We start from the raw sequence: 25,826 nt of genomic DNA on the forward strand, positions 1-25,826 counted from the left end.
TAATTTACAATTCCCACAAAACTCATTAGATTGTTTTTTATGCCCTTTGGCAACGAGAAAAATAGTTGAGATAACGTTTACCCATTAAAAATAATAATAACAGTTATGGATTGAAATCCATCACGTGTTGCTTTCTTTCACGTATTATTGATTTCTGTACTCGTTTGAGTAAACGATTACATTCGACGTAATTAAAGTATCATTTAATGATACTGTTGTCAAACATTTTTTTGTCGGATCTTGCACGGGAAAAGAATAACGTGGTAGAACCATCTTACACTATGTGAGATAGAACATACCTTACGTTACCTCTCCCGTGGCTAATCCAAGATGTTATCTGAACACGAAATCAGGTGGTACTGCGTTGTATCAAGCGTACCGGGACGGAATAATGCTGCTCCTGTTCCAGCCTTTCTCCACTCAGCATACGAAGCAGCGTATTGCAGGCTTTATCTGCAAGTGTTTCTTTATCCTGTTCAATTGTAGTCAACGGTGGATTGCAGTATTTGGAAATTGTATCATTATCAAAACCTACTATTTTGACTTCACCGGGAACCTGTACTCCGTGTTTCTGTAACGCCAGCAATCCGCCCAGAGCTAGCCAGTCATTGGTAGCAAAAATGCCGTCAAAGCGGAGTTTTTTTTCCAAGACGCGCTCAATAGCAGCCTGTGCGGCTTCCAAAGTAGGCCCATCATTACGAACTGCAACCAAGTGGTCCTCAGATGGAGATAGTCCATGCTTTTGCAGAGCATCTTTGTAGCCGTATAGACGCTCATTAACAGAGGAAAGATTGTTTTGCTTGGTCAGCAGTAAAATATCCTTGCAGCCTTTGTTAATCAGCTCCTCTGTCGCCAGAAATCCACCCTCATAATGATTGGACTCGATAAAAGCTACATTCGTATTAATCTTCGGCCGACGGTCAATGCATACAATGGGAATGGGCCGTTTAAGCAATTCTGCGGAAAGCTCCTCCTGTCCCGAAATACAGATCAGGCCATCTACCATTTTCCCATCCAAAGTTTTCAGATATTCTCGTTCCTTCTCCGCATCTTTGGCAGTATTACATATAATGGTAGAGTACCCTTGTTTGAAAAAGAAACTCTCCGTTTTTTGTACAATGACCGAAAAAAATTCATTATTAATATCCGGCACTAAAACGCCAATCGTCTGCGATTTACTCATCCGCAGGCTTTTGGCGATACTATTGGTCTCGTATTGATACTTTTGGATTACTTCATTAACCTTCTGTCGTGTTTCCTCAGAGAAGCGACCATTCTCGTTAATAACACGGGAAACCGTTGCTACAGAAACCCCGCTCAATCTGGCAATGTCTTTTATTGACACCTGATTTTTTTTCATATTATTTCCCTCAAATAGTTATTTTGAGTAATCGTTTTCCTAATTGGAGATTAACATAGTCTTACTATTAATGTCAACTGACGAAGTAGCGTAGAACGAGGTTTCCGCAAAGTATGAGGAGATAGCAAGTCATCAAACAGTTTAATGAGTAAATAAATCCTTTACAAGGAATACTTTATGGACAACCTGCTATTGCACGGGGAAATAAAATGAATTGAATCATTTGGGGGTTATCATCATGTGGTCTAAAATAGTACCTTATATTCCAAGCTGGGTTACATTATTTCAGGCCGGCCTCGCGTTGATTTTTCCGTTATTGGTTTATTATATAAACACCTCGATATATTCACTTGTAGGCAGTAAGGGAGCGCATTCCAAACAACCTGCTGACTGTCCTAAGGATGACAAAGACCACGCTGATCAGCAGCAGGAAACAGGCTCCAAAATTACGGGGGACTATGATGCCGACTTGAAATCCATCCAAGAGGCGATAGGCGAGAATAGTGATGTGCATTTTCGTGAGTTTATGGTGAAGAAATTTCATGCACGGTCCGTGTTAATCTTCATAGAAGGTATGCAGGATGAGGAGCTTATAAACAAGCAGGTATTGCAGGTATTGATGTTTGAGGGCCAACAGGAGCAGTCGGAACGTATAAGTAAATCTTTTATAAAAGAAAGCTTGATGCCACTTACGCAAATTAGTGAAGTTGCAGATATGGAGAATCTGCACGAGTTAACCCTTTTAGGCCATACCGTATTAATAATTGAAGGAATGAAGGAAGCACTCCTGGTCGGGTCCCCTAACGGTTCTGTTCGATCAGTGAATGAACCGACCTCTGAAGCATTACTTCGGGGTCCCAGAATCGGCTTTACGGAAGTATTAAGTGAAAACACTTCGATGCTTAGACGTCAAGGCTTAAATAAAAGTCTGGAAATAAAGAAATTCCAGGTTGGAAGCAGAATCAAAAAAGATCTGGTTATCGCGTACATCAAGGATATTGTGAATCCGGAGCTCCTTCAAGAAGTGAACCACAGAATTTCAAAAATAGACATGGATTTTTTACCTGAATCCGGTTATGTGGAACAACTTATTGAAGACAATTATTTAAGTCCATTCCAGCAGGCTCACAACACTGAGCGCCCCGACCGTGTCATGAGTGCTTTGTTGGAAGGAAGAGTAGCTATTCTGCTTGATGGTACCCCCTTTGCGCTCATTGTTCCGGTAACCTTCAGTATGCTGCTTCAATCTCCCGAGGACTATTATGAGCGCTGGATTCCAGGGACACTTTTACGCGTGTTACGATTTTTCGGAGCCTTTATAGCGCTTATGGGTCCTGCTTTATATATCTCTTTTATATCTTTTCATCCCGGTTTGATTCCGACCAAGCTGGTCATTAGTATCATTGAAACCCGTCAAGGTGTCCCTTTTCCATCTGTCATAGAAGTTATGATTCTGGAAATCTCTATCGAAATCCTGCGGGAAGCCGGCATACGATTGCCTAAACCCATTGGCCCTGCGATGGGCATTGTGGGAGGCTTGGTCATCGGCGACGCTGCTGTAAATGCGGGCATTGTTAGCCCATTCCTTGTGATTGTGGTTTCGGTCACTGCCATTTCTTCGTTTTCGATACCGTCTTATAGTGCGGGTATTACCTTGCGTCTTTTGCGTTTCGCCGGAATGTTCTTTGCAGCCATTCTGGGCATGTTCGGTACGGTTTTATTCTTTCTGCTAATTTGTATCCATATGACGAAACTGAAGAGCTTTGGGGTACCGTATATTACTCCCTTCTCCCCTATTCGTCTAAGCGACTGGAAGGATCTGTTTATTCGAGCTCCTTTGACTCTGATGAAGCGAAGACCCGTGATGATGAAAACTCAGCAAAACAAGCGCAGATCATAGTATCCGGAGGAAGGAGGAATTATGGTGTTTAGACGCTCTGATGATAAGATCACATCCAAACAGGCGTCAGTATTCCTGACCAATACGGTATTGGGCGCAGGGATTTTGACACTACCGAGAGGTGTAAGTGAAACAGTAAAGACTCCTGATGCATGGCTCTCTGTCCTGATCGGCGGATGTATTGTCATATTGGTGGTCTTGCTAATGGTGAAATTAAGCCAGCAGTTTCCCGGAAACACCGTGTATCAATACTCCAGAAAAATCGTGGGTATCATTCCGGGAGGATTTTTAAGTCTGTTATTAATTATATATTATCTAATCATCGCCGGCTTTGAGATTCGCGTTTTAGCTGAAGTGACGATATATTTTCTGCTTGAAGGGACACCCATATGGGCGATTGTGATTCCATTCATCTGGGTGGGAAGTTATCTGGTTTTTGGAGGCATTAATGCCATCGCGCGATTATACCAGATTGTACTCCCGATCAGTCTCTTCTTTCTGCTCCTCTGTTTTGTCCTTAGCCTAAGGGTCTTTGAAATTGACCATCTGCGTCCCGTTTTAAGTGAAGGTATGCTTCCAGTAATTAAGGGGCTAAAGTCGACTGTCCTTGTTTTCACTGGTTGTGAGGTGATCATGACACTGGTCGCGTTCCTGCAGCACCCTGAAAAAGCAGTCAAGGCCATGGTAGTGGGAATCAGTGTCCCTTGGGTTTTGTACTTTTTGACAGTCGTTATGGTGGTCGGCGGGTTATCTGTGGACTCTACTGTGACAAGTACCTGGCCCACCTTTAATTTAATGCGCAGTTTTGAAATCCCGGGATTTCTTTTTGAACGCCTTGAATTTCCGCTGCTGGTGATCTGGATGATGCAAATGTTTTGTAATTTTTGCAGTTTTTTCTTCAATGCATCCTTAGGTATCTCACAGGTGTTTGGCCTTAAATATCGTTATGCAATATTTGGCCTAATCCCGGTTATCTTTATCTCCACAATGACTCCTGTACGTATGACTGAAGTGTTTAGTCTCGGCGATGCAATCGGGTACATGGGAATCATTTTATTTTTTCTGGTTCCGGTACTTCTTTCAATCGTATTTATGATCAGGAAGAAGGGAATGAAGCAAAATGTATAGACGACATATCCTATCTTTGCTGCTTGCCTTCATTCTTTTGGCAACTCAAGCCGGTTGTTGGAGCAGCAAAGAAGTAGAGGAACTAAGCATATATACAGGACTGGCTCTGGACAAGGGTGAACTCAGTCCATTGGAACAGGACCTGGAGAAGGAAGGCAGCAGTTACTTCAAGAAAAATAAAATTACTGCCAGCGTGCAAATCGTCCCTAAAAAAACTTTTGGGGGCGCAGGTAAACAAGGCGGTGGACAAGGACCAAACTATATAAATATCGCTGGCACCGGGGATTCTGTACTTGAAATCTTCCGGCAATTCTCCCTCCGCTTGGATCGTCCGATTATTGGTCAACATCTAAAGGTCATCGTGGTTTCCACCGAACTGGCGAAACAACAGACGATGCAGCAATTGATGGATTTTGTGCTTCGTGATAATGATATTCGTCCAAGCTGCATGGTCTTCTTAAGTAAGGAACGAGCAGCTAACACATTAGTTACAAAATATAAGGAGGAGGTGCCATCCTTTCATCTTTTGTATATGCTTCGTAGCCATTTTAGAACCAGCAAGATGATGAGAGGAACTAATTTATCTGAACTGGATGGGTTGATGCATTCCAAAAAAAGCTATATTTTGCAAAATATTTTAGAATCCCAGGGAGAATTTGAATTTTCAGGTGCTGGCATTATTAAGGGAGACACCGGCCACTGGATCGGCAATTTGGGGCAACAAGACGTGGAAAGTATTGCATGGATTAAAGATGATGTTGAGGGTGGAGCTATCAAAATATACGATGAGCGGAATCAACCTATAACTTATGAGATCAAATCGGTAAATAGCAAAATAACGACTAAGGTGACCGAGGGAAACGACATCTCCTTTCATGTCAAGATTGAATCCAAAGGGCGTTTAATTGAAGACTGGGATGAGAAAATGGACCCGACCAAGACACAAAACATAAAAAAGGCTGAGAAAGAGTTTGAAAAAGAAGTAACAAGAAGGCTTAAAACTCTTATGCACAAGCTACAATCGGAATATAAAGTGGATGTTGCCGGTTTTGGCGAGCGCTTATATATTGAGCAACCTCAAGCGTGGAAAAAAGTAAAGAATGATTGGGATTATAAATTCAGTCAAATACCCGTAACTTTCGATGTTAAGTTATCCATTACGGATTTAGGTTCATCTGCTGAATAAATCGCCTAAACAAACTAACAAATAAATAACAATGTTAGTATTATATCTAATAAACATTATAAAATCACTTAATTAGACGCTTTAATTAGAGGGCTAGTCGGTCTACTCATCATGATAGGATTAGAGGGTTCTTCTCGAAGGCACAAGCTGCTTCAGGATTTTATGTAAGCGGTACCAAATTGTATGACTCTACAGGTAAGCCATTTGTCATGAGAGGCGTCAATCATGGTCACTCTTGGTTCAAAAACGACCTTTCTACAGCCATCCCTGCAATTGCCAATACAGGAGCCAATACAGTTCGGATTGTACTTTCTAACGGAAGCCAATATACCAAGGATGATATTAATTCCGTCAAAAATATGATCTCTCTTATCTCAAATCATAAAATGATTGCTGTACTTGAAGTTCATGACGCTACGGGCAAAGACGATTATGCGTCTTTGGATGCGGCTGTGAATTACTGGATTAGCATAAAAGATGCTTTGATCGGCAAGGAAGACAGAGTTATCGTAAACATTGCTAACGAATGGTATGGAACTTGGAATGGAAGCGGTTGGGCTGACGGGTACAAACAAGCCATTCCCAAGCTCAGAAACGCAGGAATCAAAAATACGCTAATCGTCGATTGTGCCGGTTGGGGACAATATCCTCAGTCTATCACGGACTATGGTACATCTGTTTTTGCAGCTGATACATTGAAGAATACAGTATTCTCCATCCATATGTATGAGTTCGCTGGTAAAGATGCTCAAACTGTACGCACCAATATTGATAACGTTCTGAATAAAGGACTTCCACTGATTATTGGTGAATTTGGCGGTTACCATCAGGGAGTGGATGTCGATGAGACAGAAATCATAAGATACGGCCAATCCAAAGGTATAGGCTGGTTAGCCTGGTCCTGGTATGGTAACAATTCCGACCTTTCCTATCTTGATCTTGTAACAGGACCTAATGGCAGTCTGACTGATTGGGGTAAAACTGTAGTTAACAGAGCCAATGGGATCAAAGAAACATCGAAAAAAGCGGGTATCTTCTAGACAATCAATAGCCGCTCCTGAATTTTTTCAGAAGCGGCTACACGCTTAATTCAAATTGATTTTAAATACATCCCCTGCATTACCACCCAAAACGATTAAGCCACCTTTGGGCAATACAACCGAATTGTGATTGCTGGCAGTTGAAAAATCCACAACCGCTCCGTTTTCATCATAGACAGCCAAGCCTCCGCTTGTTGGAAAATCAACGGTCATCGTTTTATTGGCTGATCTTTTATCTATTTTAAACCATGTGGCTTGGCCATTCGATGGTATGGTGTACACTGATTTCCCCCCCAGGATAGGTTTAACAGCATCTTCACGGATATAGGACTGTCCATCTATGGTTAAATACTCTGAACCATCCTTCGTATAGAAATTCAGATCAAATGCATCTCTTCCACTCATGACAGGAATCTCAACTGCATTAACTGCTTTATTCTCATCCACAATTTTAGTACCACTTGCGTATCCATCATGATCAACGGATATTTTTTTCGTTATAAATGATGGGGCCAAATAAAAAATAGAAGATATCTTTTCATCCAAAGCATAATAATTTTTCCCGTTTCTGTTTTCCCATGCCTTTTTAACTGCAGGATTTAGAGGATTGGCATCAAGCTTTTGATATTCATAAGTCACCATAACCATTTGACCTAATCCCGGAAAGTTTAAATATAGGTTAGCCTTAATATACGTTTTCCCGTTTTTTTGTTTGTCAAAGCTTACGACTACACTGCCATCACTGCTTTTGAATTGTCCATCGCCTGTATACACATATTTTTGCGCCGGGACGAATCCCTCCAGAGCAGGTAAATCAAACTCACCGTTTTTAATCTCTACATTGATGGTTGTACCCACAGAACCGTATAATCCCGAATAAGAAAGTAAATCAGATGTCATTTCCACTTTTACAGGAGGCTCAAATGTTTTATCTGGTATGATGTCTTTTATGATGCCCTTATCTTTTAAAACTTCAAATAAAACGTTAGAAGCAAAAATACTATCTAAGATGGAAGACCCTCCAGATGAAAGCACAGCCATAGAGATATGATGCTCTGGTAGGGTGATCAAAGTAGAGTGATACAAAACAGTATCCCCACCCTTGGATAGCGCAGTTATTCCGTAATCACTAAACGGTGCCAACTGAACCGCATCCCAACCAAGCCCATAATTAAAGCTGTTTGTCTCTTCAGGTACCCATATTCCTTTTCGATATTCATGACTTTGCATGGACTTCGCCGATTGTGCAGATAAAATATCGGGTCTATTCCCTGTTAATACTTCTGAAAACATAGCCACCTCTTCTGCGGTGGAGTATAAGCCTCCTGTCCCGATGATATTGGCATTTTCAACCGGTAAGGCCCCCTCAATCCCAGGAAAATAAGTTTTGGACAGCTTTTGTCTATCAAATTGGCCGAGAGGTGTTTTGGTAGATTTCAAACCCAAAGGGGTATTAATATGCGTTGCCAGAAAGTCAGTGTAACTTAGACCGCTCACCCGCTCAACCAATATTTCAAGCAATTGAAATCCATCATTGGTATATACGGAATATTCGCCAGGGTTTGATTTTAAAGTTTCTGATTGCAACCTTAGCAAGAGCTCATCATGATTTTCTGTATCATTGTCATTAAATAACATACTATTTTTTAAGTGGGCACCGTAAAGGCCTGACGAATGATTTAACAGCATACGCGGTGTAATTTTTTTGTACCTTTCATCGGCCATTTTAAAGTCCTGAATGTATGTTGTTAGCGGCTGATCAATATCGACTTTATGGGCATCCACCAGCATCATCGTTGCAGCAGACACGTACATTTTGCTGATAGAGCCTATACCGAACATGGTATCTTTGGTGATCGGCTCGTTGGTTGCTTTATTCTTTACACCCACGCTATCCGATAATACGATGTTTCCATGGTCCATAATGGCATATTGCACACCGCTAACACCGTATTTGGATACCAACTCGGAGGCCAGATTGTGAGCCTTTTCCTTGATGGGTTCAGGACTACCTTGAGCAAAAGCATTCGTCATCGGCAGTACAAAAAGCATAGCCGAAATGAACACAGCTATTATTTTCTTCATTCCATATTTCCTCCTCTTATGGCTTCACCAGATTTTATTACTGGAACTGATCATACAATGAACGAGGATTCGATATAGAAAAGTCACCCTTAAACGAAAAAAACAATCCCTAAACAACATATTGTCTAAGGATTGTCCTTATAAAATGGCAACAAAACCATATTATTAAATATTTTATTTTTCATTTCAATGGTCATATTCCCACCATACTTGTCACATATTCTGGATATATTGGTTAAGCCAATACCATGAATATCCGGGTTTGATTTTTGACTATGCAAATGGGCAACTTCATTCTCCACATGATTCAGGATGTGAATGAAAAGCGCAGATTCATTGGAATGTATTTTAATAAGAATGTACCTATCGTCCGCAATCTTGACCTTTTTAGATGCTTCTATGGCATTATCCAGCATATTGCCCAGAGCGACACACAAGTCATAACGTTCAATATTTACTTTCTGTGAGTATAAGTTGAGCTGGGTATCCACCTTGATGCCATTGGCCTGAGCAATATTAAGACTATTTGTGACAAGCGCATCTATAACCAGATTACCAGTGTTAACCCTTTGATAGGCTCCTTCGATTTTATTTAATGTGACCTTAATATGTTCACTCGCCTCAGCCAATTCATTTCTCTTGATACATTCTTCAATATACAAAAACTGTTGGTGTGTATCATGAATGATTCTTTTCATATTTTTGAAGCTGTGAACCGTTTTTTCGTAGTTAGCATCTTGGTAGTCCATCTGATGTTGTAATTGAGCATTTTCATGCATTAATTGAAATTTTTCAATGATATTATCGAAAATATATATGATAAAAACATTTAAGAGAATAAAGCTAATAATAGAACCAAAATAATACAGGTTCTTTTCACTATAAACATATAAAACATTGACCTGGTATATACTTATGATGGGAACGATTAAAAATAAAATGTAGTAACGAGTATGCAAAGGGAAGGTTCTGCGTTTGGCAAATAATCGTATAATCTGAATGACAGCAAACATGATAATACAGCTGAGTAACATAACCTTAGAAAATATCAAGTGATCTTGTCCGCTCAAATGACTGAAGTTGCTAATCTTGACGGAGTCTACAGCATATAAAATATACAGGGATATAAAATTAACAATGGTGAACAATACAGCATAAAGTATGGAAAAAATGATCTTTGTCTTGATTTCCACTGTATAAGATTGCGCTAAACTAAATATGACGATTAATGCCAAAATAGAGGATAGCGTCGGGGACAAATAAACATTTAAGTATAAGATGTTCAGTGATCCAAAAATGATGAAATACATGAATCTTCTATTTGGCTTTCGATTGGATTTATCAAAAACGGAGTTAAAGTAAAAATTCACCTGAAAGCACATCACCAGTACAACACATAGATTAAGAAGCAGGTAGTTATATTCCATCATATTAATGCATCTTCATGATCATAAATTTGGTATACAAATCTTTAACTTCTTTTACTTTAGAACGTCCAATAGGCAGCTTCACACCATTTGACATCAAAACATCACCGCCAGCAAATTTTTTGACATGAATTAAGTTTATAATAATCGAACGATGAATTTGCAGAAAATTATACTCCTTTAATGCTGATGCATAATCTGAAAGAATCCCTTTGCTATCATAAGTTTGTGTAGAGGTTACAAAATGCAGCTTGTTTTTTATGGTTAAGCTTTTGGCCACTTCAATACTAATGATATCATCATATTTTAAAAGCACCTCTTCATAAGCTGACTTGATGATAACGAATTTTTTATCGAGAGATTGAAAGTACTGACACAGCTTTATCATTTTTTCCTCAAGGATATGGGAAGCAATCGGTTTTATTAAATACTGAAATGTGACCACGTCAAAGCTTTCCAGCATATACTCGGGATAGCTCGTTAAAAAAACAATCTGTTCATCAAGGTGACGCAAACTCCTTATTTTTTGGGCTGTTTGAATTCCGTTCATGCCGTTCATTTCAATATCCAATATTAAGATATGGAATGGCGATTCATGGTTTAGATAATGAGATACCAGTTGTTCTCCTGAGTCGAATAACTCCACTTTAAATTCTATATTTGTTTTGATTGATAAAGCGATCAGCATATTTTTAACAAGCTCTCTTTGCTTGTACTCATCATCGCAGATAGCCACTCTATACATAAATGCCATACCTCTCATTCCCATGGCATGTAGCATGGAATTATAGTCTGAACAGTATACAATTTTTTAAATATTCTATACATAGCTTTTGGATAAAACGCAAATTCAAATCCCTCAAATGCACTTCAACTCCAGTTCACATGGCTATAGTAGCAAAAGTGTCTGCTTTTGATACAGGTCTAGACTCCGTTCTCTTCACTCTTTACATCATGGCCTAAGCGGCTTGCAAACTGGCTAATTAATTGGTTTAATGGTTTGGCTGCTTTCGTAGGAATTCGATGATCCATATCTTCGATAAAAATCAGCTCGTTTTGGGGCAATCGTTCATGCAACAACCGAGCATATGGATAAAAGAGTTTGTCTTTCTCTCCGTAAATCAACAGGACGCGATGATTTATTTCCTGCAAATGTGCTGTACAGTTATAGTGCAGACTATAATTGTAATATTGCTCCACGTTTTTGGCGTTTCCTTTTCTGGCATCGTTAAACAACGTCCAGAACAAGGATAAATTTTTATGAGCTTGACTCCAAGCAGTGGAGAAAGCAATCGGACTGATCAATCCCAGTTTGGAGAACATATGTCCAAGTGATATTTTATTTTTTAATTCCCTACCGCCAACTTCCGACATGCCACCGATGATAATGCCGCCCAGGGAACGATCAGGATAGGCTAACAGAAAGTCAAGCACAATGGAGCCACCTATCGAATAACCGCATAAAAATGCCCTCTCTATCTTCAACTCGTCCATGAGCTGCTTCATATCCTCGGCAATTAACGGATAGGTAATCGCTTTCTTGGAAGGCTCACTTTGACCATGACCCCGAATATCAAAAGCGACTGTACGAAAACGACCGGACAATTCCTGAATTTGATATTGAAAATTCGAACTTGTCAACACTGGAGGATGAACGAACAGGATCGCCGTCCCTTTTCCACGATCCGTGTAATGCATACTATATCCGTTTATATTGGTTTTGGGCAATGCGAAACACATCCTCACTGCTTATATTTGAGCATTTTGCATAAATCCCAAGAGAGATTTCAAATCAGCAATATATAGATCGAAACGGTTTAATTCGTCTATCTATTGTACTTTCGAGCGTTGGAAATCGAATTATGCAAAATGCTGATTTAGAAAAAAACAAAGCGTAAAAAAACGCAAAGACCTTTCACAATGCGTTTTTCAAAAGCTCTTAACAAAAGCTGGCTCACCATAAAGGAGTTATCATAATTATTTCCAAAAATATTGTGAGTTACACAACATTTTCAATTTTAAACTCGACTGTTTTTCAAAGGACAAAGACGAGTGAAAAAACGCCAAGCTCCAAAATGAATCATCAGGCCTATCATGAACGCTCGATCACAAGCTCGGACGTTACCGTATCCGTAAGGCTACGCCGAACTGGCGGCACTGCTGCCGTACCAATACGGCTACATCCGCTTCACGTGTCAGATCGACCGCTTCCTCAACCTTGAACTGTCATTTGTATTCATGCTCAATATTTAGTCTGGTTTCTCCCTGCAACCCTCCATCTGCTGAAGCTTGAAGCAACAGCTCACCTGCCAGATACCCGGATTGCACAATAACGAGACACCTGCCTCTGTGTGTTCGTATCTGGTTTCCCTGGAAGGGTTCATCACTGGTGAGATCGCCGTTATCTATTCCAAGGATACGACCATCACCATGTAGTTTAAAGGTTAAATCAAATTCCTGATTAGGTACAATAATTCCATCTTGGTCTGTAACAGTTACCTCTACATGAGATATTTCATGACCATCAGCAGGTAGAACCGTCCGATCAGCCTGCAACTTTAGACCATAGGGAAGTCCGGCAGTGGTTAATTCATGCTCACAGACCTTCTGATTTCCATTACTGCCAATAGCCCGGATTTTGCCCGGTGAATAGGGGAGTTCCCATTTGATTAAATGATCAGGATAATCGGCAAGCTTTCTCTCACCGTAAGATTCATCGTTCACGATCAATTCCACGCTCTCACAATTGGTAAAGGTAACTAACCGTATCAATTTTCCGCCGTATTCAGGAAATGTCCAATGATCCTCCATACCCGGAGATTTCCAGTGCATCGTCCACGATGGATTGTGTTCCGGCTTCATACGTTCGTGAAGTACAGCAATGTGCACAACAGGCTGATTTGACCATAGACTTTGTTGAAGATAGGATACAGGTTTGCGGAACCCGCAAGTATCAATCAGACCCGAGGACCACCCTTTGGAGGGATAGCTTGTTTCTCCCAGATAGTCAATCCCGCTCCAAACAAATTGACCCATCACATAATCATGATTAACGACATCAAACCAAGGATTCATGGGCAAATAACCTTTAACCCGGTTATCCTTACCACGATAGTATGGGAAAGTCTCCGTTCCAATGATTAGCGTATCCGGCATGGCGCTTCTGTAGTGCTCATACCACTGCTCCTGATAGTTTAACCCCAGAACGTCCACTCGTTGTGCCAGCAGCTTGGTATGCTCTACCTTGGCTTCAATCGAACCATCATGCAAGCTGATCGGTGTATTATGCGGCTCAAGCGCACATGTAACAAGCCGGGTGGGGTCATTTTCATGGCAAAAGGCGACGAGTTGCTCCAACATTTTGAGCATGGACGGTTGGCCCTGGTTCTCTACTTCATTCCCAACACTCCACATGAAAACGCTGGGATGGTTCCTGTCTCTTACGAGCATCGCCTCCAGGTCCTTTTCCCACCATTCATCATATAAATGCTCATAAGAAAGAGATTTCCATTTGTCAAAAGCTTCGTCAATTACCAGGAACCCCATCTGATCACAAAGATCCAACAATTCAGGTGCCATCGGATTATGGGCAAAACGAATCGAGTTACAGCCCATTTCCTTCAGCTTCTGTAGTCTTCTTTTCATGGCCGTATCATGGTAAGCAGCTCCCAGACAGCCTAAATCATGGTGAATGCAAACTCCCTTTAACTTCAAGCTGCTTCCATTCAGAAATAAACCCTTTTGAGCGTCCAGTTTCACTTCTCTTATGCCAAAAGGGGTTCGATAACAATCTACCTCTTTATTGTCGCAATAAATGATGGTTTGGGCTTCATAGAGCACTGGGTTCTCCGGTGACCATAATTCTGGCTCTAAAACCCGCGTTTTTTGCTCCATTTCGCCCGTTTCAAAGCCCGAAAGAGTCACTCGGTTTTCAATTTTTCCTTTTACTTGTCCCTGTGAGTCCAGAATTTCAGTCACAATATTACACTCTATGGCATGCTTATGATGATTAGTAACTTGGATTTTGGCACTCACCTTGGCTTCATCTGGCGAAATTTCAGGTGTGGTGATGTAAGTCCCCCATTCGGTTACATGAATATAATCCGTACAAATCAGCCAGACATTACGATAAATACCGGATCCCGAATACCATCTGTCAGGCGGAAGAGTCGTATTGTCCACTTTGACAGCAATCACGTTATCCTCACCCCACCGAATATATGGGGTCAAATCATATTGAAAACTAACATATCCATAAGGCCGCTTGCCCACAAAATGCCCATTGATCCAAACCTCACTGTTATTGTGAATACCATCAAATTGTATGTATACGCGCTGTTTTGGAGAAGAGGGCTTCACATTAAAATGCTTTCGGTACCATCCGACAGACCATCTGGGCAAATAAGCTTGATTCCCGCCATACAGCATATGTGGATCAAAGGATTGTTCTATACTCCAGTCATGAGGGACTTGAAGGAGCCGCCATTGCTCATCGTTATAATCCATCTTCTCGGCACCCGTGTAATTACCTCCCATAAATCTCCATTTTGTGTTGAATGGCGTAATCACTCTGCTTCCCATCATTTTGCCTCCATTTCATAAAAATTGATGAACGGATATAACAACAGTACAGGCTTTATCATCACAATAGACGTGTTCTCAATTACAATATTTGAAACACCGGGCGATCTTCAACAAAGTGTACGGGGATCATTGGAAATTGGGCGGAAAGTACATCAGCAAGATATTTCATACCAGGTGCTTCGCTTTCAGCATGTCCCAGCATAATAAGGGCTTTACTTCTGCCCTGATAGACAGCGTCTTTCACATATTCTGGCGTTTCCCATTCTGGGCCCTCACCGGCAATGACTAAATCTACATTTTCATTTAGAAATAATGGAATGGCTAGATCACCACCTCCCCTGTATCCTACTAAGATTCCCACTCGTTCACATGGCATGGAAAGCTCGCCAGCTACCCGTACATAACGAATATGAAGCTTGGCTTTGATATATTCAGCGACCTCCTTAACTTCCATAGCTGGAATAGTCAAAATGGCGGACGTCGGCTGCTGTTTCACAACATAGGTGTGCCAATCAAGTGCCTGGAGAAGTCCAACCATCACTCCATCCGGCTGATAACGGTGTATGGTGTCATGAAAACGATAAATACCTAGACCCGAGTCGGCAATCAGGCGAGATTTTTGCAAAAAAACGGGGTCATGTCGTAAACATTCCTGCATCCCCTGATGGCTATAAAAAATGCCTTCATGCGTAATGATAAAATTTGCGCCTAGAGAAATAGCTTGTTCTATCACATACTGCGACGCTGAGAAAGCGGTTACAATTCCTTGCACCTCAGTATCCAAATACCCTGGATTAAGCAGATCTACGGTCGTGTTAGGTGTGCTTATTCCCTTGGCCAGATGGTTCACAATCTGCCCCATAGTCATGGTCATACAAGTATCCCCTCCTCATGGAGAATGTACATCAATTGTACCATTTTATTTCAGTCATAGGAGCTATTCCTTTTAGTAAAACAGCCCGGGTTACATGGTGATTTTGATCTCATACACAGGTACAATGCTGACCGAGCCGATGTCCACGATTCGTTCCTCTGTCGTCTCTTTCCAGCCAGCCATGGTAGTGTTGCTGTTGAGAACCTTACCTTTTCGAATGGGGGAAACATACACATACATTCCTTGCTCGATAAGCCGATGTTCAAATGGTTTCAAACCTATTTCCCAGGTCGTATGGTTGCAGAAGTTATCGTGAATCAATTCGCCATCAATGAAAGCATAACCGATGTCTCCAGTATAATCGATACGCAGTAGAGCCTCCTTGATTCCGTCAAACGCATTTACATTGAAATCAAGAGTGAATTTATCGTTATTAACCCTTTTCAAATTGAAATGGATTTCTTTCTTGGGAGCCTTTAAACGATACGTTTTAAATAATTCACTTTCTGCTATTTCAAGTAGCTCTCCGCCGGAAATGGATGTGATTGAGGCGTCAAAATCCGGGAATACACTCAGGCTTACCATTTCCTGGTCCGTTGACTCCAGCTTTATCTCAGCTCCAGATACAAGTACATTGGCACTTGTCACTATGACTCTGTCCCGACCTTGCAGGTTTACCTTCCAAAATTTCAGACTTTGCTCATCAGTCATCGTGTAGATGGAGACTTTTTTGCCACTTTCAGATACCAGGTGGATGAGACTATCTTCCTCTTCAGCAAGCTTAATGATCGTGTTCCCATCCATTTGCTCTATCGAACCTTTGTCGATGGTGGCACTGATCATATCTTTTGACTCCATTGCATAGGTTCCTGTCATGCCCTCCGGTACAAAGCAAAAATAATATACTTCTCCAGCCTCTTCTATCCTTGTTATCAGCTGTGCCGTTGCATATTTGAGCTTTATTCCATCCAGATTGAAATTAAATGGCAATATGGCGAAACAATCACGTCCTAACGTCAGCTCCCCTTGACTAGGTATGACAATCGTTTCCTCGGGCAGTTCAATGCTTACCTTAAAATCGCACAGGTCGTCATTTACGACATGGTCTTGGAAATTATTTAGAAACAGGTACCCCGATCCGGCACTGGAGCGCACTGCATATCGTAAGGTATCCACATCATAAGGGTCCATTTGGGACGTATCCCTTGGCAGAATAGTCTTCGTCAGGGAGAATTGCTTTTGGAACGTTGAAAAAAAATAATGCTGCAGCTTTGTTCTTTGGTATGATTCTCTTACTTGACCGAATTCACCGATCATGGCATTGAAATCATAGGATATTTTAGGTGTGGCCAGATCGTTTGTGAACGGGTTAACCTCACCACGAGGATTCGAACCCCCATGATACATGTAGTACCCGATCAGGTTACAGCCTTCTGCAACCTTCATGACAGTCATCGCTGGAACACTACGATAGGGAAATGCAAACCGGTATTTATAAAACTGAACCATGCCGCCACCCATCTCGCAGCAAGCGTACGGATAATCTTCGGGGGCGTATTGGGGCTCAAAATTGTAGCTCTTTGGAATCTTGTTATTATGCTTGTCTCGGAAAATGTATTCCGGTGTCGCAGGATGCTCGTCCTTCCCCTCCAGACGTCCCTCTTCGTAATAGATCCATGGCCAGTAGGCATACCCGCCCCATAAAGGCAGCATATCAGGTACAGGCGTTGTGGCTCCTCCCCATCCTGTGCACGTATAGATCGGAGTATCAATCCCTGCTTCCAAGGCTATTTCTTTAAGTTTTAACATATGCGAATTACCATCACTTCCGCAGTTTAACCACATATCATTAATCCCTACAGTCAATCCCCACTGGGCAGATGAATGATTATGCTCGTTTTCGATTTGGGTACCGATGATCGGTCCCCCCTCCTTATATAACAATCCTTTAACCTGGGTACCGATTACGTTATACATTCTTCTCGTATAGAACAGGTACCCCTCATCATTAGAACGAACCTCAAATGGCCGACCGAATAACCAATCCGGCATACCGCCGTTTCGAATTTCCCCATGATTGAAGGGTCCGATCCGAATCATGACGTATAGCTGATGTTTCCCGCACAACTCTATGAAACGGCGAAGATTTTTGTTCCCACTCCAATTAAAAACACCTTCAACTTCTTCATGTAGGTTCCAAAAAATATAAGTTGCAATGATGTTTACGCCGCCCATTTTTATTTTAATCATTTCATCTTCCCAATAGCGTTCATCATAACGGGCATAATGGAATTCACCACAAATGCCGAAAAAGGGCTCTCCATCCTTCTCCATAAAATAGTTGGTGAATCCGATCTCCTCTCCTTTAGGATGGGTGCCGCCAAGCTTGATATGTCCTTTAACAATATGCTTGTGATCGTCTGTGACCGTAATTCGATAGTTTCTCATGAAGTTCACTCACCTCACTCGTTCATATTGAATTCAGGATAAATTGATTCCACTTGCGCTGCCAAGCTACATCATTCCAGAATGGATGATGCGGAGCACAGTTGGAGCAGAGGGTCATTCCCCAGAATCCAAGTGCCATTCCTTTTCGCAGCACATATTCAGCGATAAATTTACCGACTGGGCCTTCTTCAAATTGGGCATACAGCGGCGTGTAGCCTACATAGCCTTCTCCTATGACAATTGGAATGCCCGAATGACGGGTCCATTCATGAATTTCTTCCAATCGGGAGTCCGCCTTCTGCAACATGGCCATTTTATGATCTCCATACCGATCGTACAAAAACAAATCCCATTGATCGGGATCCACCCAGTCGTGCAAATAAATAAGCCTCATGCCAACCGGATTGCCTTCCATCCGCCAATTTTGCTCCGGAGGCAGGGTCCACTCTGCAAATGGAGGTGCGTCTTCTCTTAATAGGGATTGTACAAAGGGATTGGGGAATGGCGACAGCTCATCATCAAGCCCTGCCGCTTCCATAAGCTCATTGAGCATCCCTTTAATATAAAGATGAAAATGGGCAACCTGCATATTGCGCGCGACGTAAGCTTTAGGGTAGGCTTCATTTAACGTATAGCTGGCCGTCATCATCATATCGGGATGACATTGGCGAAGATATCCAACAGCTTCCTCTACGTAGGGCTGCATGGCTTCAATAAGCGCTGGTACATTCGTTTTTGCTATACCTTCAGACGTTCCAACGGCGTTTAACTGCCCAAACTCCACTTCGTTATGCAACTCCGTATAGATAATCTGGTTCCTATAGCCTTCTGCTGTAACGAAACGAATCAACTGATCCATCGACCTTGCGATGGCCATAAATCTTTCCTTAGGAGGAATTGCAGCTAATTCATCTCTAAGCTCAGCATGAGCCAGGAAGCTGGGACTCTGCTGATATTCCCAAGAGGATAACATAATGTAACAGTTATGAGCCTTTGCTTGTCTAAACAGTTCAAGCAAATGAGCATGCCCATCCAGCACTGCGCCGCCGCAACAGTTATACCAGCGCGTACGCTGGCCTACTTCCCCAAGGTTCGCAAACTCCAAGGGTCCGGGGCGTTTGCCATCCGCCGTAAACAACATGAATGGCATAGCACATATTCGGATCGTATTGTAGCCTCTTTCGACCGCTTCTCTAAAACGGGCTTCAAGATCGCTGTAAGGCTCACCTTCCTGTGTCATTGTATACCAAGAGAAGTCCCACATTGTGATCGTCAATTTGCGCGGTACATTTCTCAAGAGATTACTCATTTGAGCTCCCCTCCCAGTTCATATGATTCAATGCTCCTTGGTGGTTAGCTTCCAGCTTAAGCACCGATTCAAAATGCAGGATAGCTTCGTCCTGTCGCCCTAATCCAAGCAAGCCAAGTGCTTTCATATAAGTACAATGGATCTGATTACGAATATTCAGGTCATCTTCAAAGATGAGAAAGTCGGGTAACGAGACCGCGAAATAATCCATTTTCACGGGTTCAAACAAGTGCCTTTCGGCGTAATCAATCAGCTTGTTGAATCGGCGATTGCCTTCCTTTACATGACCAAGTTTCTTCCAGGCTAATCCTTGGTAAAATATCATATCCGGCTGTTGATCGTTGTAATACATGGCGTTGATGGGTTCCTCCAGTCCTTGAGAGGCCGTGGAAAAGGCCAGCGTTGCCTCATCTGTTAATTTGAATCGCTCATACGCGCAGCCCAAATAATAGTAGATATCGTTATCCTGGGAACCTTTTAGCTTACCTTCCCCAAGATTCTCCGGATAAACTAAAGCCTCCCGCAGCCCTCTTACAGCCTGTTCAATCCGTCCAGACCTCAGGTCGGACTTGGCAAGCTCTATTTTGGCAAGCCTATACTGTCCGGTTACCTTACCCTCTCCGCCTTCCCATGGATGAAATGTTCTCCCTGCCAGCAAGGACAACGCTATCTTATGCTGCTTCATCGTATTGTGAACGGTTACATATTCCAAAAACAGATCATCACGAAGCTTTACGATCCCCGGATAACTCTCCAGCAGGTTCAATCTTTCGTCGGGCTTGATGTTCAGCTTCTTATAAAGCTGGTCAAGCTCATAAAGAACACGCGCGTCTGAAGTATTGCACGCAAAGGCCTGCTCTAACGAATGGCGAGCCTTCTCTATTTGGCCTAGTTTGTTAAAATATCCAAGAGCAAGATTACGGTGAACGACGGGGAAGGTATCATCAATGGAACGAGATGCTTCCCAGCTAGCAATGGCATCCAAATGCCGTTTCTTATCATAGAGTAAATTGCCTAAGTAATAATGTGCCTTTCCATCCCCCGGTTTCGTTCGAACTGTAAATTGCAACACATCCAACTCAAACAGACTGTTAGGAAAGCAGTAATCGGGTGCCGCTTCGGCTGCATGAACGAGAGTCCTGTTCGCCTGCTCAAGCTTGCCGATTTTAGCATAGCAGAAGGCCTGAACGTAATGAAGCATAGGGTAGGTTTGCGCCTGCTCTGGAGCTCCTTCCAGCACGAATGCGGCATCCTCATAGAGTCCTGCCGCCGCATAGTCCGAGGCTATGGCTATATAGTTGTGCACATCTCCACGCATCCATTTTTTCAACTCTTCGAAGACCGTTCTAGCATTAGATCGTAAACCGAGAGCCTCTAATGATAATGCTTGCTCACGGTAAGCTCCAAAATCGGCGATATCGAGCGTAATCGTTTCCCTGGAAAAAGCTATTGCCGCTTCGTAGTTGCCAAGCTTACGAAAAATGGCCGACTTAAGGTTGCGTGCTTTGTAATTACGATCATTTCGGATGATCGAACGCTCCACGAGCTCCAATGCTTCTTCATAGTTCCCTTTTTCTGTCGCAATCTGCGCAAGTGAGAAATACCCGCTGTCTTGCCATGCCGCACTCCATACTGATTTATAAAATGCAGAGAACGCTTCATCCATCCGTCCTTGGTGTTTTAGTGACAAACCAAGCTGATAGTAGGCCTCACCGTCATAGGGGTTAGAGTTGCACCAGGTTATCCGCGAAATGGCTTTACGGAAGCACGCTTCGCTTGCTGAATACAACCCTCTACGGAGAAGCAACGTACCATACGCTACATTTATGCGGCTGTCTTTCTCATCTCTTTTCAAACCCTCAAGATAATACGCCTCGGGTTCGAAGGTGGCATGACGGTATTGCTCCAAGTGTTGTCCTGCTAAATACAACTCTTCGTTATTTCTTAATTCCTCCGGTTCCGGCAGGGGGGCTGCCGCAGCAGGCATCTGTTCAACTTCCTTTTTCTTCGGCTGGTAGCTAATCAGCTCCCTCTCTGTCGCGTCTTTGACGGTTAAGCATAGTTCATCTTCATCATCCTCAGCCAAGAGATCGATTTTCTGTACAAAGGCCATACTAGGTTCCAAATCTACAGATTCTTTAATATAGTTTCTCCGCTGGCTGCTTAATTCCACGACGGCTTTACGAAATGGAGAAGTCACATAGACTCCAATCTGTGCTATCCCTTCGCTGCGATCAATGTCCAAACTTACAGCTGCATCAATTGAAGCATTTTTGACCATACCAATATGTTTATAAGGCATAAAATACTGCGAGAACGATTTTTCTTCATACGGCTGAAGCCAAGTAAAATCCGGTTGGTTATCGGTATATACACCCGTCATCAACTCGATGTAAGGACCGTCTTCGTCAGTCAGATTCCGGTCCCATGCCTGGCCGAATTCGCCATTGCCCCATGTCCATTGCTTTTTTCCGGGAGAGATATGATGGTTGGCCACATGCAAAAGCCCGGCTTGCTTCCTATGGTCGTAACCACCTATGAAATTGTAGTCCGATTTATAGGCCATATATGAAGTGGGGACAGGAATATTTTTGTATCGAGAAATATCTACGCCTTCAGAATAATCCATTTTATAATAAATGCCCGTAGCGATGGGGAAACGGGATACATCTCGCTTTCCATGATCGAACACGGCTGATACGTCCGGAGGAAAAACAGATTGAGTGTGATCATGTACCGCTACGGCTGGATTTGCCCACCATAGAAACGTTTGAGGCTCGGCAGTCCGGTTGTATAGCTGGGCCCCAATTTTAAGGTATGCTTTATCCGGTTGAAGTGTAAAACCAGCGGTTACTTTAGTGCCGAACATTCGATCAATTTCGCTCACCCATACTGTCGCGCTTCCGTCCTCATGTTCTTCCAACTTATATTCGACGGGTCCGTAAGTGTTGGGACGGTGATGCTGCGGCCAGTTGAACTCAATGCCTCCAGATATCCACGGCCCCAATAAGCCAACAAGCGCTGGTTTGATGACCCTGTTATAATAAACAAAATCGTAACCGTTGGTCTTGTCGACCGCACGATATATGCGACCTCCCAGCTCTGGCATGATCTCAATACGCAAATATTTATTTTCCAGAAAAACCAATTGATAATTTTCGAGCTTCTTATCATCCTCAATTTTATCAATTACCGGATGCGGATACACTCGACCGGAACTTCCTTGGTAGACACGTTTCTCCAGAAACATTGGATTTTTGTCGGGTTTGCCAATTCCGTACGTAGGGATCTGCACGGTCTCCTCCCACACGCGTGCCTTAGCATCGAAGTTGCTCAAATCCATCACTCCTTTGTAGTCGCTCTTATATTCAGAGCTTACAAGTAAGCGACATTACAGACAATTGACAATCCACTGTTTATGATGGATTATATACGTATTTCTTCATTAGAGCTGCACCCGGCTGGGAGATGACTAGATTATGAATAAGAAAGCTGATGGATTTGAGGGTGAAAAGTTATATGTCCTTCCACCCTATATGTTGAATGAATTAAAATTGAATCCGCTTACAAACAATCTATATATTACGGATATAGGCTGCTTTAGCCATGCCCGCCATCATTTTCGTGAAAGAACGCATGGCTGTGACTCTCATATATTCATTTATTGTGCCAGCGGAAAAGGTTGGGTACGAACGGAGGATAACATAACCATTTGCATGACGGAGCGAAGCTTTGCTTACATTCCCAGGAACATGCCGCATGCTTATGGGGCTAACAATGAAGATCCTTGGACGATTTACTGGTTTCATCTCCAAGGGGACCAAATTGACGATTTCATGGTATTGTTTGACTCTTTTAAAACGTATGTTACGATGGCTGCCAGTGATGAAGTCAAACTACTGGAGCTATTTCATCAGTGTTACGACCTTTTATTGAACAAATCATACTCCATTATACATTTAGTTCAAGTGTCGCAAACTGTTCGTTATCTGCTGAGTTTTGTTTTATCTGTTGCATTTCGCAAGGAAGACAGTACGTACCAGAGTCATGTTGATAAGGCAACACGTTATATGAGCGAACAATTGGAATCCACCGTTTCGTTGGAGGAGCTTAGTCGGCATGTTCAGGTATCCAAGCAGCATTTGAACTTGATATTCAAGCAATCAACCGGCTACTCTCCTGTCGATTACTATTTAAGAATGAAGATACAGAGGGCCAGTCAGCTTTTGGACTTAACGAATGCTTCTATTAAAGAAATTAGCATACAACTCGGTTTTAGGGACCCTTATTACTTCTCCAGACTGTTCAAAAAAATAATGGGCTGCTCTCCTTTGGAATACCGAAATAATCTGAAGGGTTGACCATAGATGAGCCCCCCGTTCACTGCATGCACCATTCTCATGGATGATCCCTTACGACCGGCAGTATACCTAATTAAAAGATGATAATTGGTTGGTCCACCAACCAATTAATTTATTATCAATAAAATTATAACAAGAAGAGGCGGCGGCTGAGAGGTCAGAAATAGATTACAGTCCATTTCGCGCAAATTTGCTGGTTGTAAGCATTTTGAGGAGTTACTCTAACCCTCAGAGACTATCGTTCTGTTTCTTCCTCTGCTCTTGGCCAGGTACAATGCCTGATCCGCCTTCTCTATCAGCTCCTCCCGCTCTGACGCATGCAAAGGATAATGGGCGATGCCCAGAGAGACCGTAACTCGTGTCGGAATGGGAGCCCTGCTTTGTTCCAAAGCCCGACGGACTCTTTCCGCTACGTTGAAGGCTTCCTCAGGTCGGTTCAGCAGAATGACGAACTCTTCGCCGCCGTAGCGATAGCAGACATCATCCGGGCGAAGCGAGGTAACTATAACTTCGGCAACATGTTTCAAAACTTCGTCACCGATGAGATGGCCGTAGGTGTCGTTTACGAATTTAAATTTGTCTACATCCAGCATAATGAGCGAAAACGGCAGACCAGAGGCCATCCATTGACTCATCGTATTTTCAAGCGATCTTCGGTTCATTAATCCGGTCAGAACATCCGTCACAGCTACCTGGGTCAATTGATCCGTCTGCTTCTGAATATTCAACACGGCAAGCAATACGGCCTTGGTGAGCAAATCGGCCTCCTGGCTCCAATGTGGCTTCGCTTCCGGCATCACAATCTTTTCCTTGCCCATCTTGCTCACCAGATTTGCCAAATGGACAAAAGGCCGGGCCAACCTGTACGCTACAAGCATGACTCCTATCAGCAGTATGATGAACGGAAACAACGAATACCAGAGAATTGTCCGAATGTGGCCCATCAGTTGATGATGGATTAGACTAATCGGCGAAACGACCACAATTCCCCATCCGTTGGTCGGGACACTGGAGTACCCGGCAAGCATCTCGACGCCACTGGTGTTGCGAACTTGCTGTTCCCCGCTTTCCCCCTTCATCAACTTCTGCACTACCTTGTTGCTGCTGACATCCTCCCCGAGGAGCTGCTTGTCTGGGTGATACAGCAGGCGTCCGTTGGAATCCACAATATAATAATAAGAACCGGAATCGTCCACATTACTGTTGCCAAAAATATCAGACAGGATATTGTTCTCCTGAAGATAAAGCGTGCCACTCAAAATACCGAGATATTTATCGGAGCTGCTGAAAATCGGTTGACTCATAAATACGATTAGTCTCTTAGTGTTTGAAGTCATGTATGGGGAAGAAATATACGGTTTTTGGAGTGCCAAAGCCTCCAGACTGGCCTTAGACGTGATACGCCGACCTGCCATTCCCACTCTAGCCGGCGCTACATTGCGGATCAGCCCGTTGGCTTCGACCACTGTGATGGAATTGAAGAAATTGCTGCTGTTGCGCATCAGATCTAAATAATCATCCACTTGGTTCGAAGTCATGGCATCAACATCGGAAAGTTTATCGGCACTGTATTCCAAGCTGCCGCGCATGGATCTAAATAAAGAATCCATCGTCTTGGAAATGCGATCAGCGTTGGAGTAATTCAGATGGAGCGTCGTCTCCGTCAATGATTTCTTTTGGGACTCATAAGAACCAACCAGAAGAATGCTTGAGGTTAGCAGAACCACCAGCGTCACCAAGCCCGTAAGCAACGATATGAGACTTAGCTTTTTACTTTGACGATGTTCGGCTCTTCTCGGTGTAGACAAACTATGACCCTCCCTGGTTCCTGAAAACTTATTAAATCCATAATACATCAAATTCTGAGGTTATTCGACAATTAGTCGGTGAACTCCATCTTCTCATAATATAAATGAGGAAGACTGGCAAAATGCCGCCGCCATAGGCGAATTCCAGCTTACCGATGAATACGGTGTTCACCGACAACCAGTTCCTTTTATAGACATATACTTGTCGACAATTGCAAAATGCAAGGGCCTAGGGAACTCGAACATGTTTCACTCGGGCACTTCAGGCAACATGATATCTAGCAAGTCATTTCCATCAACTTGGCAATGAAAAGGT

At 42.7% G+C, this 25,826-nt stretch carries 15 protein-coding genes and 1 pseudogene; 5 read left to right on the plus strand and 11 right to left on the minus strand.

Annotation, left to right across the window (positions count from 1 at the left end; all coding sequences use genetic code 11):
* Nucleotides 1–349: 349 nt before the first annotated feature.
* Entirely contained in the window at nt 350–1,360 is a 1,011-nt protein-coding gene (locus QD47_RS06555; RefSeq protein ID WP_044645362.1) for a LacI family DNA-binding transcriptional regulator, read from the minus strand.
* Nucleotides 1,361–1,598: 238 nt separating this feature from the next.
* Between QD47_RS06555 and QD47_RS06560 the strand changes: the two genes are divergently transcribed.
* The 4 genes and pseudogenes from QD47_RS06560 (at nt 1,599) to QD47_RS06575 (ending at nt 6,614) form a co-directional block, all read left to right on the plus strand.
* Complete coding sequence (locus tag QD47_RS06560; RefSeq protein WP_044645363.1) at nt 1,599–3,260, plus strand: spore germination protein; 1,662 nt, start codon at nt 1,599–1,601, stop codon at nt 3,258–3,260.
* A 24-nt stretch (nt 3,261–3,284) separates the two neighbouring features.
* Entirely contained in the window at nt 3,285–4,388 is a 1,104-nt protein-coding gene (locus QD47_RS06565; RefSeq protein WP_044645400.1) for a GerAB/ArcD/ProY family transporter, read from the plus strand.
* Entirely contained in the window at nt 4,381–5,574 is a 1,194-nt protein-coding gene (locus QD47_RS06570; RefSeq protein ID WP_044645364.1) for a Ger(x)C family spore germination protein, read from the plus strand. The genes QD47_RS06565 and QD47_RS06570 overlap by 8 nt, the downstream gene beginning before the upstream one ends.
* 111 nt (nt 5,575–5,685) lie before the next feature.
* Nucleotides 5,686–6,614, plus strand: a pseudogene (locus tag QD47_RS06575) (glycoside hydrolase family 5 protein).
* Nucleotides 6,615–6,659: 45 nt separating this feature from the next.
* Here QD47_RS06575 and QD47_RS06580 read toward each other — a convergent pair.
* From QD47_RS06580 to QD47_RS06620, 9 genes are all read right to left on the minus strand, one after another.
* On the minus strand, nt 6,660–8,699 hold the full coding sequence (locus QD47_RS06580) for a serine hydrolase domain-containing protein (protein ID WP_044645365.1): 2,040 nt from the start codon (nt 8,697–8,699) through the stop codon (nt 6,660–6,662).
* A gap of 125 nt (nt 8,700–8,824) precedes the next feature.
* Complete coding sequence (locus QD47_RS06585) at nt 8,825–10,129, minus strand: ATP-binding protein (protein WP_044645366.1); 1,305 nt, start codon at nt 10,127–10,129, stop codon at nt 8,825–8,827.
* 1 nt (nt 10,130) lies between these two features.
* Nucleotides 10,131–10,871 carry a LytR/AlgR family response regulator transcription factor gene (locus QD47_RS06590; protein ID WP_044645367.1) on the minus strand — a complete coding sequence of 247 codons (741 nt, stop codon included), beginning with the start codon at nt 10,869–10,871 and terminating at the stop codon, nt 10,131–10,133.
* A gap of 179 nt (nt 10,872–11,050) precedes the next feature.
* Nucleotides 11,051–11,854, minus strand: a complete 804-nt coding sequence (locus QD47_RS06595) for an alpha/beta fold hydrolase (RefSeq protein WP_152643777.1) — start codon at nt 11,852–11,854, stop codon at nt 11,051–11,053.
* A gap of 498 nt (nt 11,855–12,352) precedes the next feature.
* On the minus strand, nt 12,353–14,707 hold the full coding sequence (locus tag QD47_RS06600; RefSeq protein ID WP_044645369.1) for a glycoside hydrolase family 2 TIM barrel-domain containing protein: 2,355 nt from the start codon (nt 14,705–14,707) through the stop codon (nt 12,353–12,355).
* A gap of 82 nt (nt 14,708–14,789) precedes the next feature.
* Nucleotides 14,790–15,584: a Nif3-like dinuclear metal center hexameric protein gene (locus QD47_RS06605; RefSeq protein WP_044645370.1), complete on the minus strand. Its 795-nt coding sequence runs from the start codon at nt 15,582–15,584 to the stop codon at nt 14,790–14,792.
* Between the two features lie 90 nt (nt 15,585–15,674).
* Nucleotides 15,675–18,032, minus strand: a complete 2,358-nt coding sequence (locus QD47_RS06610; RefSeq protein WP_044645371.1) for a beta-galactosidase — start codon at nt 18,030–18,032, stop codon at nt 15,675–15,677.
* 22 nt (nt 18,033–18,054) lie between these two features.
* The gene (locus QD47_RS06615) at nt 18,055–19,341 is read right to left on the minus strand and encodes a cellulase-like family protein (protein WP_044645372.1); all 1,287 of its coding nucleotides are present in this window, start codon (nt 19,339–19,341) and stop codon (nt 18,055–18,057) included.
* Complete coding sequence (locus QD47_RS06620; protein WP_044645373.1) at nt 19,334–22,684, minus strand: tetratricopeptide repeat protein; 3,351 nt, start codon at nt 22,682–22,684, stop codon at nt 19,334–19,336. Before QD47_RS06620 ends, QD47_RS06615 begins: the two co-directional genes overlap by 8 nt.
* Before the next feature lie 136 nt (nt 22,685–22,820).
* Between QD47_RS06620 and QD47_RS06625 the strand changes: the two genes are divergently transcribed.
* Complete coding sequence (locus QD47_RS06625; RefSeq protein ID WP_044645374.1) at nt 22,821–23,702, plus strand: AraC family transcriptional regulator; 882 nt, start codon at nt 22,821–22,823, stop codon at nt 23,700–23,702.
* A 221-nt stretch (nt 23,703–23,923) separates the two neighbouring features.
* On the opposite strand, the gene QD47_RS06630 is transcribed toward QD47_RS06625, so the two are convergent.
* A complete protein-coding gene (locus QD47_RS06630) occupies nt 23,924–25,510 on the minus strand; it encodes a sensor domain-containing diguanylate cyclase (RefSeq protein WP_044645375.1) in 1,587 nt (528 codons plus the stop codon).
* Nucleotides 25,511–25,826 lie beyond the last annotated feature (316 nt).

The organism is Paenibacillus terrae (assembly GCF_000943545.1).
In the GTDB taxonomy this organism is placed as follows: Bacteria; Bacillota; Bacilli; order Paenibacillales; family Paenibacillaceae; genus Paenibacillus; species Paenibacillus terrae_A.

Bases quoted from the DNA above. Each gene is read 5' to 3' on its own strand.
- QD47_RS06590 (WP_044645367.1), bottom strand. From the start codon at position 10,871: ATGTATAGAGTGGCTATCTGCGATGATGAGTACAAGCAAAGAGAGCTT.
- QD47_RS06615 (WP_044645372.1), bottom strand. From the start codon at position 19,341: ATGAGTAATCTCTTGAGAAATGTACCGCGCAAATTGACGATCACAATG.
- QD47_RS06625 (WP_044645374.1), top strand. From the start codon at position 22,821: ATGAATAAGAAAGCTGATGGATTTGAGGGTGAAAAGTTATATGTCCTT.
- QD47_RS06610 (WP_044645371.1), bottom strand. From the start codon at position 18,032: ATGAGAAACTATCGAATTACGGTCACAGACGATCACAAGCATATTGTT.
- QD47_RS06620 (WP_044645373.1), bottom strand. From the start codon at position 22,684: ATGGATTTGAGCAACTTCGATGCTAAGGCACGCGTGTGGGAGGAGACC.
- QD47_RS06580 (WP_044645365.1), bottom strand. From the start codon at position 8,699: ATGAAGAAAATAATAGCTGTGTTCATTTCGGCTATGCTTTTTGTACTG.
- QD47_RS06555 (WP_044645362.1), bottom strand. From the start codon at position 1,360: ATGAAAAAAAATCAGGTGTCAATAAAAGACATTGCCAGATTGAGCGGG.
- QD47_RS06570 (WP_044645364.1), top strand. From the start codon at position 4,381: ATGTATAGACGACATATCCTATCTTTGCTGCTTGCCTTCATTCTTTTG.
- QD47_RS06585 (WP_044645366.1), bottom strand. From the start codon at position 10,129: ATGATGGAATATAACTACCTGCTTCTTAATCTATGTGTTGTACTGGTG.
- QD47_RS06605 (WP_044645370.1), bottom strand. From the start codon at position 15,584: ATGACCATGACTATGGGGCAGATTGTGAACCATCTGGCCAAGGGAATA.
- QD47_RS06600 (WP_044645369.1), bottom strand. From the start codon at position 14,707: ATGGGAAGCAGAGTGATTACGCCATTCAACACAAAATGGAGATTTATG.
- QD47_RS06560 (WP_044645363.1), top strand. From the start codon at position 1,599: ATGTGGTCTAAAATAGTACCTTATATTCCAAGCTGGGTTACATTATTT.